The sequence below is a fragment of the Streptomyces sp. NPDC003456 genome (assembly GCF_042878735.1).
GTDB lineage: Bacteria > Actinomycetota > Actinomycetes > Streptomycetales > Streptomycetaceae > Streptomyces.
In genome coordinates, this window is record NZ_JBIAOK010000007.1 from 402602 (window position 1) to 420057 (window position 17456).

General features: G+C 74.1%; 16 protein-coding genes. 9 read left to right on the forward strand and 7 right to left on the reverse strand.

What is annotated here, in order from left to right; all coding sequences use genetic code 11:
• Positions 1-59 precede the first annotated feature (59 nt).
• Positions 60-290 carry a DUF4287 domain-containing protein gene (locus ACFYWG_RS29220; RefSeq protein WP_059424410.1) on the reverse strand — a complete coding sequence of 77 codons (231 nt, stop codon included), beginning with the start codon at positions 288-290 and terminating at the stop codon, positions 60-62.
• Between the two features lie 101 nt (positions 291-391).
• Between ACFYWG_RS29220 and ACFYWG_RS29225 the strand changes: the two genes are divergently transcribed.
• Positions 392-697, forward strand: coding sequence for a hypothetical protein (locus tag ACFYWG_RS29225; protein WP_376332430.1), 306 nt, complete (start codon positions 392-394; stop codon positions 695-697).
• Between the two features lie 33 nt (positions 698-730).
• Here the strand turns inward: ACFYWG_RS29225 and ACFYWG_RS29230 are convergent, their stop codons facing one another.
• The 3 genes from ACFYWG_RS29230 to ACFYWG_RS29240 all read right to left on the reverse strand — a co-directional run bounded on the left by ACFYWG_RS29230 (position 731) and on the right by ACFYWG_RS29240 (position 4161).
• On the reverse strand, positions 731-1516 hold the full coding sequence (locus tag ACFYWG_RS29230; protein ID WP_383506085.1) for a hypothetical protein: 786 nt from the start codon (positions 1514-1516) through the stop codon (positions 731-733).
• A 273-nt stretch (positions 1517-1789) separates the two neighbouring features.
• Entirely contained in the window at positions 1790-3010 is a 1221-nt protein-coding gene (locus ACFYWG_RS29235) for an acetyl-CoA C-acetyltransferase (protein WP_376332434.1), read from the reverse strand.
• Between the two features lie 131 nt (positions 3011-3141).
• Entirely contained in the window at positions 3142-4161 is a 1020-nt protein-coding gene (locus tag ACFYWG_RS29240; RefSeq protein ID WP_389204159.1) for an SGNH/GDSL hydrolase family protein, read from the reverse strand.
• Positions 4162-4383: 222 nt separating this feature from the next.
• Between ACFYWG_RS29240 and ACFYWG_RS29245 the strand changes: the two genes are divergently transcribed.
• Complete coding sequence (locus ACFYWG_RS29245; RefSeq protein WP_376332753.1) at positions 4384-5772, forward strand: cystathionine beta-synthase; 1389 nt, start codon at positions 4384-4386, stop codon at positions 5770-5772.
• Between the two features lie 469 nt (positions 5773-6241).
• Here the strand turns inward: ACFYWG_RS29245 and ACFYWG_RS29250 are convergent, their stop codons facing one another.
• Positions 6242-7108: a helix-turn-helix domain-containing protein gene (locus ACFYWG_RS29250; RefSeq protein WP_389204189.1), complete on the reverse strand. Its 867-nt coding sequence runs from the start codon at positions 7106-7108 to the stop codon at positions 6242-6244.
• Positions 7109-7268: 160 nt separating this feature from the next.
• Between ACFYWG_RS29250 and ACFYWG_RS29255 the strand changes: the two genes are divergently transcribed.
• Positions 7269-8030: an SDR family oxidoreductase gene (locus ACFYWG_RS29255; RefSeq protein ID WP_389204160.1), complete on the forward strand. Its 762-nt coding sequence runs from the start codon at positions 7269-7271 to the stop codon at positions 8028-8030.
• 167 nt (positions 8031-8197) lie between these two features.
• On the opposite strand, the gene ACFYWG_RS29260 is transcribed toward ACFYWG_RS29255, so the two are convergent.
• Positions 8198-8623 carry a hypothetical protein gene (locus ACFYWG_RS29260; RefSeq protein ID WP_376332757.1) on the reverse strand — a complete coding sequence of 142 codons (426 nt, stop codon included), beginning with the start codon at positions 8621-8623 and terminating at the stop codon, positions 8198-8200.
• A gap of 172 nt (positions 8624-8795) precedes the next feature.
• On the opposite strand from ACFYWG_RS29260, the gene ACFYWG_RS29265 reads away from it, so the two are divergent.
• Entirely contained in the window at positions 8796-9641 is an 846-nt protein-coding gene (locus ACFYWG_RS29265) for a MurR/RpiR family transcriptional regulator (RefSeq protein WP_376332750.1), read from the forward strand.
• A gap of 101 nt (positions 9642-9742) precedes the next feature.
• On the forward strand, positions 9743-10327 hold the full coding sequence (locus ACFYWG_RS29270; protein WP_383506095.1) for a hypothetical protein: 585 nt from the start codon (positions 9743-9745) through the stop codon (positions 10325-10327).
• Positions 10328-10383: 56 nt separating this feature from the next.
• On the opposite strand, the gene ACFYWG_RS29275 is transcribed toward ACFYWG_RS29270, so the two are convergent.
• The gene (locus tag ACFYWG_RS29275) at positions 10384-11736 is read right to left on the reverse strand and encodes a diaminopimelate decarboxylase (RefSeq protein WP_389204161.1); all 1353 of its coding nucleotides are present in this window, start codon (positions 11734-11736) and stop codon (positions 10384-10386) included.
• A gap of 132 nt (positions 11737-11868) precedes the next feature.
• On the opposite strand from ACFYWG_RS29275, the gene hutU reads away from it, so the two are divergent.
• Genes hutU through hutI form a run of 4 tightly spaced genes read left to right on the forward strand, consistent with a single transcriptional unit; the run spans position 11869 to position 17364 of the window.
• Positions 11869-13533 (forward strand): urocanate hydratase, encoded by a 1665-nt coding sequence (hutU, locus tag ACFYWG_RS29280; protein WP_383506101.1) that lies wholly within the window; start codon positions 11869-11871, stop codon positions 13531-13533.
• Entirely contained in the window at positions 13530-14747 is a 1218-nt protein-coding gene (locus tag ACFYWG_RS29285) for an allantoate amidohydrolase (RefSeq protein WP_389204162.1), read from the forward strand. The genes hutU and ACFYWG_RS29285 overlap by 4 nt, the downstream gene beginning before the upstream one ends.
• Entirely contained in the window at positions 14744-16078 is a 1335-nt protein-coding gene (locus tag ACFYWG_RS29290; RefSeq protein WP_389204163.1) for a formimidoylglutamate deiminase, read from the forward strand. The genes ACFYWG_RS29285 and ACFYWG_RS29290 overlap by 4 nt, the downstream gene beginning before the upstream one ends.
• Positions 16075-17364 (forward strand): imidazolonepropionase, encoded by a 1290-nt coding sequence (gene hutI / locus ACFYWG_RS29295; RefSeq protein WP_389204164.1) that lies wholly within the window; start codon positions 16075-16077, stop codon positions 17362-17364. The genes ACFYWG_RS29290 and hutI overlap by 4 nt, the downstream gene beginning before the upstream one ends.
• Positions 17365-17456 lie beyond the last annotated feature (92 nt).

Sequence of the window (17456 nt, forward strand, 5' to 3'; positions counted from 1 at the left end):
GCGAAGGGCCCCGGCTCCGGCCGGGGCCCTTCGTCGTGGGGAGGCCCGGGTGCGCGTGCCTAGAGAAGCTTGCGCGCGGCCCGCCTCAGGTCGTACTCGTGGATGATCGCCTTGGCGTGGCCGTACGCCAGGTTGTGTTCGTGCCGGAGCCAGCTGACCTTTTCCTCGAAGCGGAAGAGCGCCGGGCCTTCTTCGACGGTGCGCAACCAGTCGGAGATCTCACGACCGGTGCAGTGCGGAATGCGGGCGAGCATGTTGCGGTGGGTCTCTTCGGAGAAGACTTGGGACATCGGCGCCTCCGGACGCTGGGATACAAGCCGGTCCTTCAGGTCACCGTGCCTGAGTGTTCGCCCGTTGGCAACAGTCCCGGTACGACGCGTACGCTCGCCGCGTGGTTGATACGACGCCCCTCCTCCGAGCCGTTGATCACTTCGCCGATCGTCTGAGGGCCGCGCCCCAGAGCCGGCTGCAGCGAGGCGCTGCCGCCGAGGCGCTCGGCCTGGCCCGGGAGCTGTCCCGCAGGGCGCAGGTCCTCGAGGGCGAGGAGCCCCGGGAGATGCCCGACGCGGGGATGTTCGCCGCCGCTGACCAGATCATGGTCGCCGGGCACGACCTGGCCGTGGTGCTCCCCGCTGACGCCGACGTCGACGAGGCGGTGCGGCTGGTCGAGGAGGCCCAGAAGCGGGCGGGGGTGTGAGCCGCCCCCGCTGCACGCGCGGTGTGAGCGGGTCTAGAAGGACGCGATGACCCGGTCGGCCAGGATGTAGACGTTCTCGTCGCCGCACTCGAAGGTGAGGGTGTAGGCGCCCGAGATGCCCGAGCCGCCCAGCAGGACGGCGCTGCGGCCCGCCCGCAGGGCCTGCGCCAGCCGCTCCGCCGTCTCCCGGTGGCCTGGGGTCATGCACAGCGTGGTGCCGTCGGCGAAGACGTACACGTCGAGGGTGCCCAGAGGGCCCGGGCGGACGTCCGTCAGCTCGATGCGGGAGGCGGCCAGCTCCTCCAGGGCGGCGACCGTGCGCTCGTGGTCGTCGACCACCGGCGACGGGTTCGGCACGAAGTCCGGGTGGGAGGGGTGCCGGCGGCGGGCCGCGGCCAGCTCCGGGGACTCCCCGGCCGGCTCGTCGGCCTCCGCGGCGCCGGGCTCGGACACCGGCTCCAGGCCCGCGAAGTCGGCCTGCCGGGGCAGGAACAGATCCGTGTCGGGCAGACCCAGCAGGGACGGCGCGTCGGAGGCGTCACGGGCCTCCTGGGCGGCCCAGAAGGCGCGCGCCTCGGCGAGCTCGCGCTCCCGCTCCTCCGCCAGCGCCGCGGCCACGGCGGCCCGTATCTCGTCGGTGTCGGCCGTGGTGCGGGCGGCAGGCAGCAGGGCGCGGGTGGTGGCGGCGCGGTTCTCGGCCAGCGCGGTGTGCAGGGCCGCGACCTGTCGGCGCAGCTGCAGGACGGTGCGCAGGACGGCGACGCCCACGGCCCCCGTGGCGGCCGTGGTGACCAGCAACGCGATCGGCATGGCGCTCACTGACGTACTCCCGGTTCAAAGTCGACCCCCGACTTCCTACATCAGCTTGAAGGGCGGACTGACCTGCTGTCAGTGCGTAACATCACGAAACGGACAGGACTTCGGTGACGGGGGAGGGGGTGGTGCTGTCGTGACCTGCGGTTCTCCCCCCGCAGAGGGAGATAGGTCACATCCTGGGGGAGATTGGATCACAAAACAGCCCAGAACCCCGGCGTTTCCGGGGTTCTGGGCTCGTGCTTCACAGCGTGTGCTATGGCGACTACGCAGCGGTGCTCAGCTGAGGCGCTCGATGACCATGGCCATGCCCTGGCCGCCGCCGACGCACATCGTCTCCAGGCCGAACTGCTTGTCGTGGAACTGCAGGGAGTTGATCAGCGTGCCGGTGATACGGGCGCCTGTCATGCCGAAGGGGTGGCCGACGGCGATGGCGCCGCCGTTGACGTTCAGCTTCTCCAGCGGGATGTCCAGGTCGCGGTAGGAGGGGATCACCTGGGCGGCGAACGCCTCGTTGATCTCGACCAGGTCGATGTCGCCGATGGTGAGCCCGGCACGGCGCAGGGCCTGCTTGGTGGCCTCCACCGGGCCGAGGCCCATGATCTCGGGGGACAGGCCGGAGACGCCGGTGGACACGATGCGCGCCAGCGGGGTGAGGCCCAGCTCGCGGGCCTTGGTGTCGGACATGATCACCAGCGCGGCGGCGCCGTCGTTGAGGGGGCAGCAGTTGCCGGCCGTGACCATGCCGTCGGGGCGGAAGACCGGCTTCAGGCCCTGCACGCCCTCCAGGGTGACGCCCGCGCGGGGGCCGTCGTCCTTGCTGACGACCGTGCCGTCGGGCAGCGTCACCGGGGTGATCTCGCGCTCCCAGAAGCCGTTCTTGATGGCTTCCTCGGCGAGGTTCTGCGAGCGGACGCCGAACTCGTCCATGTCCTGGCGGGTGACGCCCTTGAGGCGCGCCAGGTTCTCGGCGGTCTGGCCCATCGCGATGTACGGGTCGGGCAGCAGGCCGTCCTCGCGCGGGTCGTGCCAGTCGGAGCCCTCGGAGGCGGCGACCGCGGCGGTGCGGGCCTCGGCGTCGGCGAACAGCGGGTTGTGCGTGTCCGGGAGGCTGTCGGAGTTGCCCTTGGTGAAGCGGGAGACCGTCTCGACGCCGGCCGAGATGAACACGTCGCCCTCGCCGGCCTTGATGGCGTGCAGGGCCATGCGCGAGGTCTGCAGCGAGGACGAGCAGTAGCGGGTGACGGTGCAGCCCGGCAGGTGGTCCATGCCCATCTGCACGGCGACGATCCGGCCGAGGTTGTTGCCCTGCTCGCCGCCGGGCAGGCCGCAGCCGAGCATCAGGTCGTCGATGTCGCGCGGGTCCAGCTCGGGGACCTTGGCCAGGGCGGCCTGGATGATCGTGGCGGTCAGGTCGTCCGGCCGCAGGTCCTTCAGGGAGCCCTTGAAGGCACGGCCGATGGGGGAGCGGGCGGCTGAGACGATCACGGCTTCGGGCATCACGGCTCCATTGACGTACCGGGTGGTCGGGCAGGGCTGACTGGGAAGTTACCCGTACGTATGGGCTGGGTCACGGGTGTCGCGGTGTGACCCTGGCCGCAGTTTTCTAAGCGCTTGCTTTTTCGTCCGGCTCAGTTCGACGGGGCGGCCGGGGCCGCCTCCTGCTCCGGCACCCGCCGCCGGCGCCGGCGCTTGAGCAGCGCCCAGGGGCCCCGCGGACCGGCCGGCATGGCCGCCGCGACCTCGGTCCCCGCCTCCGAGGCGGCCTCCGCGGCCGCCCGTGCCACCGGCAGGAAGCCCTCGCGGCGGGAGGCGTCCGGACGCTCCTCCTCGGCCGGCCACAGGCCCAGGGCGGCGCAGACCGTCGGCAGGACCGCCATCGCCGCCGTCGCGTAGCCCTCGGCCGAGGGGTGGTAGCTGTCGGGGCCGAACAGCTCGCGCGGGTTCTCCGCGAACTCGGGCCCCAGCAGGTCGCCCAGCGACACCGTGCGGCCGCCCTGCTCGACGACGCCGATCGTCTGGGCGGCCGCCAGCTGGCGGGAGGCCCGTCTGGCCAGCCAGCGCAGCGGCTGGCGCACCGGCTCGATCGTCCCCAGGTCGGGACAGGTGCCGACGACGACCTCCGCGCCGGCGGTGCGCAGCCGCCGCACCGCCGAGGACAGGTAACGCACCGAGCGGGCCGGGGGCATCCGGTGGGTGACGTCGTTCGCGCCGATCATGATCACGCAGATGTCCGGCAGGGGACCGGGGTCGGCCAGCACCAGTGCCACCTGCCGGTCCAGGTCGTCCGACCGGGCTCCGGGGGTGGCCACCGTGCGCAGCAGCACCGGGCGTTCCGCCAGGGCCGCGAGCCCCGACGCCAGCAGCGCGCCCGGGGTCTGCGAGCCGCGGTGCACGCCCTGGCCGGCCGCGGTGGAGTCACCCAGCATGGTCAGCCGCAGCGGGGCGTCGGTGCCGTATCCGTGCCCGTACAGTCCGTCCCCCTTCGGCACGTGCGGTGACGTGCCGTTGCCCACCCGGCGCCGGGCCAGCTGCACCTCCGCCAGCACCAGCCCCACCGTGGCCGCGCCGGCCAGACCGATCCCGCCGCCGCCGTACGCAGCGCCGGCCGCGATCCGCCGGGCCACCCTCGCCCTCGACATGCTCGACATGCGTCGCCGCCACCTCCTCCAACCCGTACACCCAGTGCTTGCCCCGTACAGCCCGTGCTCCAATCGCAACGGGCGGTGAACGACCGTCACGGACCACGGGGCGGGCCCGGCCGCGCGGCCCGGCCCGCCGCCCGCTCCCGGGCGGACAGCGGGATGCGGGCCGCAGGGCCTAGGCTGGCGGAACCACTAGGACCACTTCTTTTGCGGCATCCGGAGACAACGGTGCGATTCCACGACTCGATGATCAGCCTCGTAGGCGACACCCCGCTGGTGAGGCTCAACAGCGTGACCAAGGGCATCAGGGCGACCGTCCTGGCCAAGGTGGAGTACTTCAACCCCGGCGGTTCGGTGAAGGACCGCATCGCCCTGCGCATGATCGAGGCGGCGGAGGAGAGCGGCGCGCTCAAGCCCGGCGGCACGATCGTCGAGCCGACCAGCGGCAACACCGGGGTCGGGCTCGCCATCGTGGCGCAGCAGAAGGGGTACAAGTGCATCTTCGTGTGCCCCGACAAGGTCAGCACCGACAAGATCAACGTGCTGCGCGCCTACGGCGCCGAGGTCGTCGTGTGCCCCACGGCCGTCGACCCCGAGCACCCGGACTCGTACTACAACGTCTCCGACCGGCTGGTCCGTGAGACGCCGGGCGCCTGGAAGCCCGACCAGTACTCCAACCCCAACAACCCGCTCTCGCACTACCACTCCACGGGCCCCGAGCTGTGGGACCAGACGGAGGGGCGGATCACGCACTTCGTGGCGGGCGTGGGCACCGGCGGCACCATCTCCGGCACCGGCCGCTACCTCAAGGAGGTCAGCGACGGCAAGGTCAAGGTCATCGGCGCGGACCCGGAGGGCTCCGTCTACTCCGGCGGCTCCGGCCGCCCCTACCTCGTCGAGGGCGTCGGCGAGGACTTCTGGCCGACCGCCTACGACCGCACCGTCGCGGACGAGATCGTCGCCGTGTCCGACAAGGACTCCTTCCAGATGACCCGCCGCCTCGCCAAGGAGGAGGGCCTGCTGGTCGGCGGCTCCTGCGGCATGGCGGTCGCGGCCGCGCTGGAGGTCGCCGCACGGCTCGGCGAGGACGACGTCGTGGTGGTCCTGCTGCCGGACGGCGGCCGCGGCTACCTCAGCAAGATCTTCAACGACGAGTGGATGGCCGACTACGGCTTCCTGGAGGACTCCGGCTCCAGCGCCCGCGTCGCCGACGTGCTGAACGACAAGGAGGGCGACCGCATGCCCTCCCTCGTCCACATGCACCCGGAGGAGACGGTCGGCCAGGCCATCGAGGTGCTGCGCGAGTACGGCGTCTCGCAGATGCCGGTCGTCAAGCCGGGCGCCGGCCACCCCGACGTGATGGCCGCCGAGGTCGTCGGCTCGGTCGTCGAACGCGAGCTGCTGGACGCGCTGTTCAGCAAGAGCGCCTCCCTGGACGACCCGCTGGAGAAGCACATGTCCGGCCCGCTGCCCCAGGTGGGCTCCGGCGAGCCGGTCGCCGACCTGATGGCCGTGCTCGGCAAGGCGGACGCCGCGATCGTCCTGGTCGAGGGCAAGCCGACCGGTGTGGTCAGCCGGCAGGACCTGCTCTCCTTCCTCGCCAAGACCGGCAAGTGACGGGCCAGGCTCCGAACTGCCCGTGAACTGCGGGAAGTCGCGGGAGAGCGCGGGCTTCGCGCACTTCGCGCAAGTGGTACGCGGGTGTCACGTCCGCGCAGCACCCGCTTAACACGGGCCCTGCACAGTTGAGGTGTCGGCAGGGCGAGGGGCAAGGATCCCAGGCGCTGAGCGCTTGGGGGAGGACCCCCGCCGGGCCGGCGCCGAGCGGCGTCGCAGGACCTCCGGAGCGGCTCCCGGACCTCCACGGACGCCACGGACGCCGAGCGTGGCCTGACCGCGCTCGGCGCCCTCGCGGGGACCGCCGTCGTCCCGCCCCCCGTTCGCGGGGGTGCGGCGGTCCCCGCGCACCCATGCCGTCTCCCGCGCACCCATGCCGTCTCCCGCGGGCCTCCTGTCCCGCGGGTTCCCTCTCTCGTGGAGAAGGCCGGACGCGCTCCGCGAGACGAGGCCGGACGCGCCGCCGCGGTCACTGCGCGCGGGTCGTCGCCCAGCTCCCCAGCAGCGCCAGGCGCTCCTGGGCGTCCGAGCCCGGCTCGGGCACGTAGGCCACGATCGTCCGGTCCGGGGCCCCCGGCACGGTCAGCGTCTCGTAGGGCAGGCTCAGCAGGCCCGCGACCGGGTGGCGGAGCAGCTTCACGCCGTGGTCGCAGGGCTTGACCAGGTGGTCGGCCCACAGGCGGCGGAACTCCGCGCTGCCCTCGGACAGTTCGGCGACGAGTGCACCCGTGGCCCGGTCCCCGGGGTGGTGGCCCGCCTGCAGCCGCAGGTGCGCGACCATCTGCGCGCTCACCTCGTCCCAGGCGGGGTACAGGTCGCGGGAGGCGGGGTCCAGGAACAGCCGGCGCGGCAGGCTGAGGTCGTCCGCGCCGCCGAAGCCGAGCAGGGCGTCGGCGAGGGCGTTCCAGGCGAGGACCTCCATGCGGTGGTCCAGGACGTAGGCCGGGTGACGGTCCATGCCGTCCAGGATCAGCTGCACCCCCGGGCGCACCCGCGACTCCGTGTCCCGGGAGGCGCCCGAGGCCCGCACGCCGTGCCGGCGGGGCCGGGCGACCGCCCGGAGGTACGCGTGCTCGGCGGCGTCCAGCCGCAGCACGCGCGCCAGCGCGTCCAGCACCGCGTCCGAGACCCCGCCGGACCTGGTCCGGGAGGGGTCCCCGGGTCCCCGGCCCTGCTCCAGGCGGACGTAGTAGTCGACGCTCACCCCGGCGAGCTGCGCCACCTCCTCGCGGCGCAGCCCCGGGACGCGGCGGCGGCCGTACGAGGGCAGCCCCACCTCCTCCGGCCGGATCCGGGCCCGGCGCGACCGCAGGAAGTCCCCCAGCTCTCCGTCCATCAGCTCTCCGTCCATGGCTCCGAGCCTAGGCCGGTCCGGCCCCGCCGGCCTGGTACTGCCGGACCCAGGAAAAGCACAGCCCTGGGTAGGGCCGCCGCCCCGGCCCACCGTGGTGGACGAGGCCGGGCGGACGTCCCGGCCCCGACCCGAGGGAGTACCCATGCCGTACGAGAACCTGGCCGGGCGCACCGCCGTCGTCACCGGAGCCGCCAGCGGCATCGGCGAGGCCGTCGCGGTCCTGCTGGCCGAGCAGGGCGCACGGGTGGCGCTGCTGGCCCGCCGCGAGGAACGGCTCGCGGTGATCGCCGGGAAGATCCGCGCCGACGGCGGGCAGGCCCTGGCCGTCGCCGCGGACGTCACCGACGAGACGTCCGTGACGGACGCCGTGGAGCGGATCCACGGCGCGTACGGGACGGTCGACCTGGTGGTGAACGCCGCCGGCGTGATGCTGCCGCACCCCGTCGACGCCCGGCGCACCGACGAGTGGCAGCGGATGATCGACACCAACGTCACCGGAGTGCTGCGCGTCATCGGCGCCTTCACCGCCGACCTGGTGGCCGCCGCCGCGGACGGCCGCAGCGCCGACATCGTGAACATCTCGTCCATCGCCGCGCACCTCGGCTTCCCGAACTACGCCGTGTACGGCGCGACCAAGGCCGCCGTGACCTACCTGTCCCAGACCCTGCGCGGGGAGTTCGGGCCGCGCGACGTGCGGGTCACCAACATCGAGCCCGGGTTCGTGGAGAGCGAGCTGCGCACGCACATCTCCGACGCGGAACTGTCCCGGCAGGTCGAGGGGATGCTGGAGGAGGTGGGCGCGCTGTCCGCGCAGGAGCTGGCCGACCTGGTGGCCTACGCGGCGAGCCGGCCGCGGCGGGTGAACCTGCGGCAGATCGTGGCGCTGCCGACCCGCCAGGTCTGACCACGACGGGCCTTCGCCGGGCGGGCCTTCGGCGAGGCGGGCCCTCGGTCGGGCGGGTCATCGCCTGTCCTGCCGTCGGCCTGTCCTGCCGTCGGCCTGTCCGGTCGCCCGGTCGCCGCCCAGCCGGTCGCCAGGCCCATCCGGTCGCCAGGCCCGGCCGTCCGTCGTCAGTCCGACCAGTCGTCGTCCTTGCGGGACGTGCGGCGGCCGCCGAACAGGGCCGGGTTGGTGCGGGCGGCCTGGGCCACGTTGACGCCGACGATGCCCGCCCAGGCGATGAGCAGCCCCGGCGTCTGCGCGACGCCCCCGCCGATCGCGGACAGCGGCACCGCCAGGACCAGGGAGACGATCCCGAAGCCGAAGCGCTCCCCCCAGGAGTCGGTGGCGCCCGGCGTCCGGGAGTCACGCGCCGTCTGCATCTGCTGCTCGGCCAGGTGCCGGCGCACCCGGCGCTCCACCGCGCCGTCGATCCGCTGGTCGACCTTCTCCAGGAACGAGTCGACCAGCGCCGACTCGTACTCCTCGCCCAGGTCCCTGCGGGCGTGCAGGGTGGCGTCGAGTTCCTTCTTCAGGTCGGTGTCGCGCGCGTCCATTCCGCTCATGGCACCCACGGTAGGAAGGGGCGGCCCGGGCCGCACTGGGGTTAGCCCCCGTCTCCCGCCGGGGGTGTGCCGGGGCGGGGACGCCCGCTCCGGGCCCCGCTTGCCGGTCTGCATATGCTCATGCAGAATCCTCAGCTACTGAATAGGCGAGGGGGAGCACGTCATGAGCGTGACCGACAGCCCTGCCGCGCGGCTGCAGGCCCTCTTCGAGGGCCACCGGCTGACGCCGACCCAGCGGCGCATCGCGCACAGCATGGTGCGCCGCGCCGCGGACGTGCCGTTCCTGTCCAGCGTGGAGCTCGCCGAACTGGCGGGGGTCAGCCAGCCGTCCGTGACCCGCTTCGCCGTCGCCCTCGGCTTCGACGGCTACCCGGCCCTGCGCCGGCACCTGCGCGAGGTCGCCCCCGCCGAGAGCGCGGGGGAGACCGGGGCCAGCAACGAGTACCAGCAGGCCGTCGAGGCGGAGATCGAGAACCTGCGGCACCTCGCGGAGGCGCTGGCCGACCCCGCACCCGTGCGGCGCGCGGGCCGACTGCTGGCGGCCTCCCGGCCCCTGCCCGTCCTCGGGCTGCGGGCGGCGGCCGCCCAGGCGCAGGGCTTCGCCTACTTCGCCGCCAAGGTCCACCCCGACGTACGCCTGCTCGGCGAGGGCGGCACCATGCTCCACGACCGCATCGACGCGGCCGTGCGGGCCGGGGCGAGCGCCCTGCTGTGCTTCGCCCTGCCCCGGCACCCCCGCGAGGTCCTCGACACCCTCGCCTACGCCAGGGAGCAGGCCGGGCTGACCGTCGTGACCGTCGCCGACTCCGCCTTCGCCCCGGTCGCCAAGGCGTCCGACCTGCTGCTGCCCGCCGCCGTCGGCACCGGCCTCGCCTTCGACACGGCCTGCGCCCCGATGCTGCTGGGACGGGTGCTGCTGGAGGCCATGTGCGACGACCTGCCCGAGGCCCAGTCGCGCCTGGAGGAGTTCGACGCCAAGGCCGCCGCGCGGGGCCTGTTCGTCGACTGAACGCCCCCGTCCGGTTTCTCAGACTGGTCTCAGGTTCCGCCGCTAACCTGCCTGCGCTGCAACCCCTTTCAGACGCTTCGGGTACTGGACGGAGGCTGAACGTGACACGCGGAGCACAGGGACTGGCCCGGGTGGCCGTCGTCGTACGGGCGGGGGCCGCCCCGCTGTGGTGGCTGGGTGTGTGCGCGACAGGTGTCGGAGCGCTGGTGCCGGGACTGACAGGGCGCCGCATCGGCCTCCTGGCCGGGGCCGCGCTGTTCGTCCTGGCGGCGGTGGCCGTCGCCTGCGCCCGGCGGCGGCGGTACGCCGCCCTGGCCGCCTGCGCCGCCCGCGCCGGGAAGCACGACGTGCTCCAGGACCGCGCGGTGACGACCCGCAACTGGCGGCGCCTGCACCGCTGGTGGCTCCTGCTCGCCTTCGCGGCGGCCGTCGGCTCGGCCTTCGCCGTGCCGGCCGCGGGCGGCATGCTGCTGGCCGGCTGCGGAGCGGGCCTGTGGCTGAAGGCCGCCTGGCTCGGCCGCCGCGAGCAGACCGGCGAGGCGCTGCTGTGGGTCCGGGTGGACTGGCTGCGCTCGGGTGCGGCCCGCCCGGCCGGCCCGCGGGTCAGGGCGTACCGCAGCACGGGCATCGCCGCGGGTGACGCGGCCCCGGGCGGAGCCCGCCGCAAGGCCCCGGCGCTCGTCTGAGCCGCGAGACGCGCGGGGCCCCGCGTCCCGCACCCGTCCCGCGGTGCCGGGGGCGCTCAGGTCAGGGCGTCGACGTGGGCGCCACCGGACTCGGTGACCACCTCCCGGACGGTCTGCGCCTCGCGCACCACCGCGAACCGGCCCCCGGGCCAGAACCCGTACACCGCCGGCCGCACCAGCGAGTTGTACGCGTAGTGGTGCGCGAAGCAGTACGCCCCGGTGTCCAGCGCCGCCGCGTGGTCGCCCTGCTCCAGCAGCGGCAAGGAGCGGCCCTCGGCCAGCAGGTCCCCCGCGAAGCAGGCCGGGCCGGCCACGTCCTGCACCACGACGGGCCCCTCCTTCGGCCGCCCCGTCGCGTCGTACGCGGCGATCCGCAGCGGCCAGCTCCGCGGTGCGTACACCGTCCGGGCGGCCACCTGCACCCCGGCGTGGGTGACCGCGACCGGGCGCCCGCCGGAGCTCTTGGCGTACTCCACGCGCGTCAGCACCGTGCCCTGCTCGGCCAGCAGCGACCGACCGAACTCGGTGACCAGCCCGTACCGCCCGTCGAACAGCCCCGGCACGTCCTCGGCCAGCATCCGCGCGTACTGCGCGTGCGTCGGCGTCGTCGCCTCCGAGGCGAAGTTCACCGGCAGTCCGCCGCCGAGGTCGAGCGTGTCGACCTGCCGCCGGCCCGCGCGCCGGTTGATCTCCTCGGCCAGCGCGTACGTCTCCGCGACGCCGCGCACCATCAGGGACAGCGCGATGCCCTGGGAGCCGGTGTGCGTGTGCAGCCGGGTCAGCCACGGCCGGTCCAGGTACGCCCGGACCACCCACTCCCGCGCGCCCTCGTCCCGCAGCGCGACGCCGAACTTGCTGGTCGCCGTCGCTGTCGACAGCGCCTCGATGGAACCCCCGCCGAGCTGCGGGTTCACCCGCATCCCGATCGGGGAGCGGACGGCCGCCGACCCCATCAGCGCGTCCAGCCGCGCCAGCTCCTGCGGGTTGTCCGCGTTGACCGCGACGCCCAGGTGCAGCGCCTCGCGCAGCTCGGCCGGTGTCTTGGCGGGCGAGTCGAGCACCGTCATCGCCGCCGGCACCCCCGCGGCCCGGGCCAGGGCCAGCTCGCCGGGGCTGGCGACCTCCGCCCCGACGCCCTCCTCGCGCAGCAGCCGCAGCACCGGTACCAGCGGGGTCGCCTTGACCGCGAAGGCGTGCAGCACCGCGGTGCCGGGGGCCGTCACCGCCTCGAACGCGGCCCGCAGCCCGGCCGCCGACTCCCGGATGCCGGTGACGTCCAGCAGCGCGACGACCGGGCGGTCCGGTCCGACCAGTCCCTGCTCCACGGCGGCCCGCACCGCCTCGTCCCGCCGGGCCGCCCGCGCGGCCCCGGATCCGTCCGCTTCTTCCGCTGCGATGTCTGCGCCCATGGCACCCAGCCAAACACCCCCGGCCCGGCCGCGTCGGCCGCCAAGGTGTTGACTAGGTCTATTCATAACGCCAGGATGTGAATAGAAGCAGCAACATCCCGCCGGGAGCGAGCACCCACCAGGAGGCACACCATGTCAGGACCCCGTCCTGTCCGAGCACCGCGCGGCACGGAACCGAGCGCCCTGGGATGGCAGCAGGAGGCCGCCCTGCGGATGCTGCAGAACAACCTCGACCCCGAGGTCGCCGAGCACCCCGACAAGCTCGTCGTCTACGGCGGCACCGGAAAGGCCGCCCGCGACTGGCGCTCCTTCGACGCCATGGTCCGCACGCTCCAGGGCCTCAAGCAGGACGAGACCATGCTGGTCCAGTCCGGCCGCCCGGTCGGCGTCATGCAGACCCACGAGTGGGCCCCGCGCGTCCTCATCGCCAACTCCAACCTGGTCGGCGACTGGGCCACCTGGGAGGAGTTCCGCCGCCTGGAACAGCTGGGCCTGACCATGTACGGCCAGATGACCGCCGGCTCGTGGATCTACATCGGCACCCAGGGCATCCTCCAGGGCACCTACGAGACCTTCGCCGCCGTCGCCGCCAAGAAGTTCGGCGGCTCGCTGGCCGGGACCATCACCCTCACCGCCGGACTCGGCGGCATGGGCGGCGCGCAGCCGCTCGCCGTGACGATGAACGACGGTGTCGCGATCTGCGTCGACTGCGACCCGCGCGCCATCGACCGGCGCATCGAACACCGCTACCTGGACGTGAAGGCCGACAGCCTGGACCACGCGCTCGCCCTGGCCACCGAGGCCCGCGACGCCCGCCGCCCCCTGTCCATCGGCGTGCTCGGCAACGCGGCCGAACTGGTGCCCCAGCTCCTCGCCATGGGCGCGCCCATCGACATCGTCACCGACCAGACCTCGGCCCACGACCCCCTGGCCTACCTGCCGGTCGGCGTGGACTTCGACGACATGGCCGACGCGGCCGCCAAGGACCCGGCCGGCTTCACCACCCGCGCCCGCGAGTCCATGGCCCGGCACGTCGAGGCCATGGTCGGATTCATGGACGCCGGCGCCGAGGTCTTCGACTACGGCAACTCCATCCGCGGCGAGGCCCGGCTCGCCGGGTACGACCGGGCCTTCGCCTTCCCCGGCTTCGTCCCCGCCTACATCCGCCCCCTGTTCTGCGAGGGCAAGGGCCCCTTCCGCTGGGCGGCCCTGTCCGGCGAGGCGTCCGACATCGCCAAGACCGACAAGGCGATCCTCGACCTCTTCCCGGAGAACGAGTCCCTGGCCCGCTGGATCAGGATGGCCGGCGAGCGCGTCCACTTCCAGGGCCTGCCCGCGCGCATCTGCTGGCTCGGCTACGGCGAGCGCGACAAGGCCGGTGAGCGGTTCAACGACATGGTCGCGAGCGGGGAGCTGGCCGCCCCGGTCGTCATCGGCCGCGACCACCTCGACTGCGGCTCCGTCGCCTCCCCCTACCGGGAGACCGAGGCCATGCTCGACGGCTCCGACGCGATCGCCGACTGGCCGCTGCTCAACGCCATGGTCAACGTCGCCTCCGGCGCGTCCTGGGTGTCGATCCACCACGGCGGCGGCGTCGGCATGGGGCGGTCGATCCACGCCGGGCAGGTGACCGTGGCCGACGGGACCCCGCTGGCCGGGGAGAAGATCCGCCGCGTCCTCACCAACGACCCCGGCATGGGCGTCATCCGGCACGTCGACGCGGGCTACGACATCGCCGAGTCCGTCGCCGGCGAGCGCGGGGTGCGCGTCCCGATGCGCGAGGGTGACCAGGCGTGAGCTTCCACAGCATGTGGGCGGAGCTGCTGCCGATCGGCCGCAGCTCCGCCTCCGGCGGCTACCGCCGCTTCGCCTGGACCGGCGCCGACCTCGACTGCCGGGCCTGGTTCGAGGAGCAGGCCGAGTCCCGCGGCCTGGCCTGTGAGACCGACCGCAACGGCAACCAGTGGGCCTGGCTGGGCGACCCTGCCCGGGGCGACGCCGTCGTCACCGGCTCCCACCTCGACTCCGTGCCCGACGGCGGCGCCTACGACGGGCCCCTCGGCGTCGTCTCCGCCTTCGCGGCGCTGGACGAGCTGCGCGACAGGGGAGCGGACCTCGCCAAGCCCCTCGGCATCGTCAACTTCGGCGACGAGGAGGGTGCCCGCTTCGGACTCGCCTGCGTCGGCTCGCGGCTCACCGCCGGGCAGCTCACCGTCGCCGCCGCCCACCGGCTGACCGACGCGGACGGCACCTCGCTGCCCCGGGCCATGGAGGCCGCCGGCCACGACCCGGAGACGATCGGACCCGACCCCGAACGGCTCGCCCGCATCGGCGCCTTCGTCGAACTCCACGTCGAGCAGGGCCGGGCCCTGGACCTGTCCGGCGACCGGGTCGGCATCGCCAGCGCCATCTGGCCGCACGGCCGGTGGCGGTTCGACTTCGCCGGCGAGGCCAACCACGCCGGCACCACCCGGCTCGCCGACCGGCGCGACCCCATGCTGCCCTACGCCGAGACCGTCCTCGCCGCCCGCCGCGAGGCCGAACTCGCCTCGGCCGTCGCCACGTTCGGCAAGATCGCCGTGGAGCCCAACGGCGTCAACGCCATCCCCTCCCTCGTCCGCGGCTGGCTGGACTCCCGCGCCGAGGACCAGGAGAGGCTCGACACCGTCGTCGCGGGCATCGAGAAGGCCGCCGCTCAGTACGCCGCCGCCCACGGCGTCGACCTCTCGGTCGTCCGCGAGTCCTTCACGCCCGTCGTCGAGTTCGACCACGCCCTGCGCGACGAACTCGCCCGCATCCTCGGCAAGGACACCGAGCTGACCGTCCCCGTCCTCGGCACCGGAGCCGGACACGACGCCGGGATCCTGTCCGGCAGCATCCCGACCGCCATGCTGTTCGTGCGCAACCCCACCGGCGTCTCCCACTCCCCGGCCGAGTCCGCGACCGAGGACGACTGCGTCGCCGGTGTGCTCGCCCTGGCCGACGTACTGGAAGGACTGGCCCGCAGGTGACACAGACGTACTGGCTGGAGCACGCCTGGCTCGGCTCGGCCGTCGAGCCGGGCGTCGCCCTGGACGTGGACGGCGGCCGCGTCACCGCCGTCCGCCCGGACACCCCCGCCCCGCCCCCCGGCGCCGAGGTCCTGCGCGGCCTGACCCTGCCCGGCCTCGCCAACGCCCACAGCCACGCCTTCCACCGGGCCCTGCGCGGCACCGTCCAGGTCGGCTCCGGCACCTTCTGGACCTGGCGCGAGGTCATGTACGCCACGGCCGCCCGCCTCACCCCGGACAGCTACCACGCCCTGGCCCGCGCCGTGTACGCCGAGATGGCCCTGGCCGGCATCACGGCCGTCGGCGAGTTCCACTACGTCCACCACGCCCCCGGCGGCACCCCCTACGCCGACCCCAACGCCATGGGCGAGGCCCTCGTCGCGGCCGCCGCCGAAGCCGGCATCCGCATCACCCTCCTCGACACCGCCTACCTCTCCTCCGGCTTCGGGCACCCGCCCACCACCCCCCAGCTGCGCTTCTCCGACGGCACCGCGGACGCCTGGGCCGAACGCTGCGCCGCCCTGAAGGACCGCGCCCACGCCCGGATGGGAGCGGCGATCCACTCCGTACGGGCCGTGCCCGCCGCCCAGTTGGCGACCGTGGCCCGCTGGGCCGAGGAACGCCGGGCCCCGCTGCACGTGCACCTCTCCGAGCAGACCGCCGAGAACGACGCCTGCCGCGAGGCCCACGGCCGCACCCCCACCCGGCTCCTGGCCGACCACGGAGTGCTTGGGCCGCGCACCACCGGCGTCCACAACACCCACCTCACCGACGAGGACATCGCCCTGCTCGGCGGCTCCGGCACCGGCACCTGCATGTGCCCGACCACCGAGCGGGACCTGGCCGACGGCATCGGACCCGCCGTCGCCCTGCAACGGGCCGGCTCCCCGCTGTCGTTGGGCTCCGACAGCCACGCCGTGATCGATCTGCTCGAAGAGGCGCGGGCGATGGAGCTGAACGAGCGGCTGCGCTCCCGCACCCGGGGCCACTGGACGGCCGCGGCCCTGCTGCGGGCCGCCTCCGCCGACGGTCACGCCGCCCTCGGCTGGCCGGACGCGGGCGCCCTGGAGCCCGGCGCGCTCGCCGACTTCACGACGATCCGCCTGGACTCGGTCAGGACGGCAGGGCCGCTTCCGCGACTCGGGGCCGAGACGGCCGTATTCGCCGCGTCGGCAGCGGACGTGTCGCATACGGTCGTGGCAGGGCGGCACGTCGTGCGGGACGGGGTGCACACGCTCGTCCCGGACGTGCCGCGGGCCCTCGCGGACGCCGTCGCAGACCTGCGCGGATGACCCCGGACCGCCCCCGCGGGCGGTCCGCCCCCGACCCCCGGCCCACCGCCGACCAGGCCAGCAAGGACGCCATGAGCAACGCGACGACCGTCAGCCCCGCCCACTCCGCGAGCACCGCAAGCACGCTCATCACCAACATCGCCGCCCTGGTCACCAACGACCCCTCCCTGGGTGACAGTTCCCCCCTCGGACTGATCCAGGACGCGGCCGTCGTCATCGACGGCGACCGCATCGCGTGGACCGGTGATCAGAGGAAAGCACCCGCCACTGACAACCGGGTCGACGCCGGCGGCCGGGCGGTCCTGCCCGGCTTCGTCGACTCCCACTCGCACCTCGTCTTCGCGGGCGACCGCACCGAGGAGTTCAACGCCCGCATGTCGGGCCGCCCGTACGGCGCCGGCGGCATCCGCACCACGGTCGCGGCCACGCGGGCGGCGAGCGACGAGGAACTGGAGCGCAACCTCACGCGCTACCTCGCCGAGGCACTCCGGCAGGGCACCACCACGTTCGAGACGAAGTCCGGCTACGGGCTGACCGTCGAGGACGAGGCCCGGGCCCTGCGCCTGGCGGCCGCCCACACCGACGAGGTCACCTACCTCGGCGCCCACATCGTCTCCCCGGACTACGCGCACGACCCGGCCGCCTACGTCGCCCTGGTCACCGGAGAGATGCTCGACGCCTGCGCCCCCCACGCCCGCTGGATCGACGTGTTCTGCGAGAAGGGCGCCTTCGACGGGGACCAGGCGCGGGCCGTCCTCACCGCGGGCAAGGCGAGGGGCCTGCACCCCCGCGTCCACGCCAACCAGCTCTCGTACGGCCCCGGCGTGCAGCTCGCCGTCGAACTCGACGCGGCCAGCGCCGACCACTGCACCCACCTCACCGACGCGGACGTGGACGCCCTGGCGAGCGGCCGCACGGTGGCGACCCTGCTGCCCGGCGCCGAGTTCTCCACGCGCGCCGCGTGGCCGGACGCCCGCCGGCTGCTGGACGCGGGCGTGACAGTCGCGCTGTCCACCGACTGCAACCCCGGGTCGTCGTTCACCTCGTCCGTGCCGTTCTGCATCGCGCTGGCCGTACGGGACATGGGGATGACCCCGGACGAGGCCGTCTGGTCGGCGACGGCGGGCGGTGCCGCGGCCCTGCGCCGCACGGACGTCGGCCGCATCACACCGGGCGCGTACGCCGACCTGACGCTCCTCGACGCCCCCAGCCACGTCCACCTGGCCTACCGCCCGGGCGTACCGCTGGTGAGCGGGGTCTGGCAGAAGGGCCGCCGCGTGCTGTGACGGCCGCCGGGGCGGGACGGCCGGGCCGCGGATGCCCGGCCTCCGCAGCGGCTCACGCGCTGCCCACGGCACGCGCCCGGGGGCGGACCGTG

Excerpts from the sequence above, each read along its gene's own strand:
- ACFYWG_RS29220 (WP_059424410.1), bottom strand. The coding sequence starts at position 290 with ATGTCCCAAGTCTTCTCCGAAGAGACCCACCGCAACATGCTCGCCCGC.
- ACFYWG_RS29260 (WP_376332757.1), bottom strand. The coding sequence starts at position 8,623 with ATGGACGCGCGCGACACCGACCTGAAGAAGGAACTCGACGCCACCCTG.
- ACFYWG_RS29235 (WP_376332434.1), bottom strand. The coding sequence starts at position 3,010 with ATGCCCGAAGCCGTGATCGTCTCAGCCGCCCGCTCCCCCATCGGCCGT.
- hutU (WP_383506101.1), top strand. The coding sequence starts at position 11,869 with ATGTCAGGACCCCGTCCTGTCCGAGCACCGCGCGGCACGGAACCGAGC.
- hutI (WP_389204164.1), top strand. The coding sequence starts at position 16,075 with ATGACCCCGGACCGCCCCCGCGGGCGGTCCGCCCCCGACCCCCGGCCC.
- ACFYWG_RS29250 (WP_389204189.1), bottom strand. The coding sequence starts at position 7,108 with ATGGACGGAGAGCTGGGGGACTTCCTGCGGTCGCGCCGGGCCCGGATC.
- ACFYWG_RS29275 (WP_389204161.1), bottom strand. The coding sequence starts at position 11,736 with ATGGGCGCAGACATCGCAGCGGAAGAAGCGGACGGATCCGGGGCCGCG.
- ACFYWG_RS29255 (WP_389204160.1), top strand. The coding sequence starts at position 7,269 with ATGCCGTACGAGAACCTGGCCGGGCGCACCGCCGTCGTCACCGGAGCC.
- ACFYWG_RS29265 (WP_376332750.1), top strand. The coding sequence starts at position 8,796 with ATGAGCGTGACCGACAGCCCTGCCGCGCGGCTGCAGGCCCTCTTCGAG.
- ACFYWG_RS29240 (WP_389204159.1), bottom strand. The coding sequence starts at position 4,161 with ATGTCGAGCATGTCGAGGGCGAGGGTGGCCCGGCGGATCGCGGCCGGC.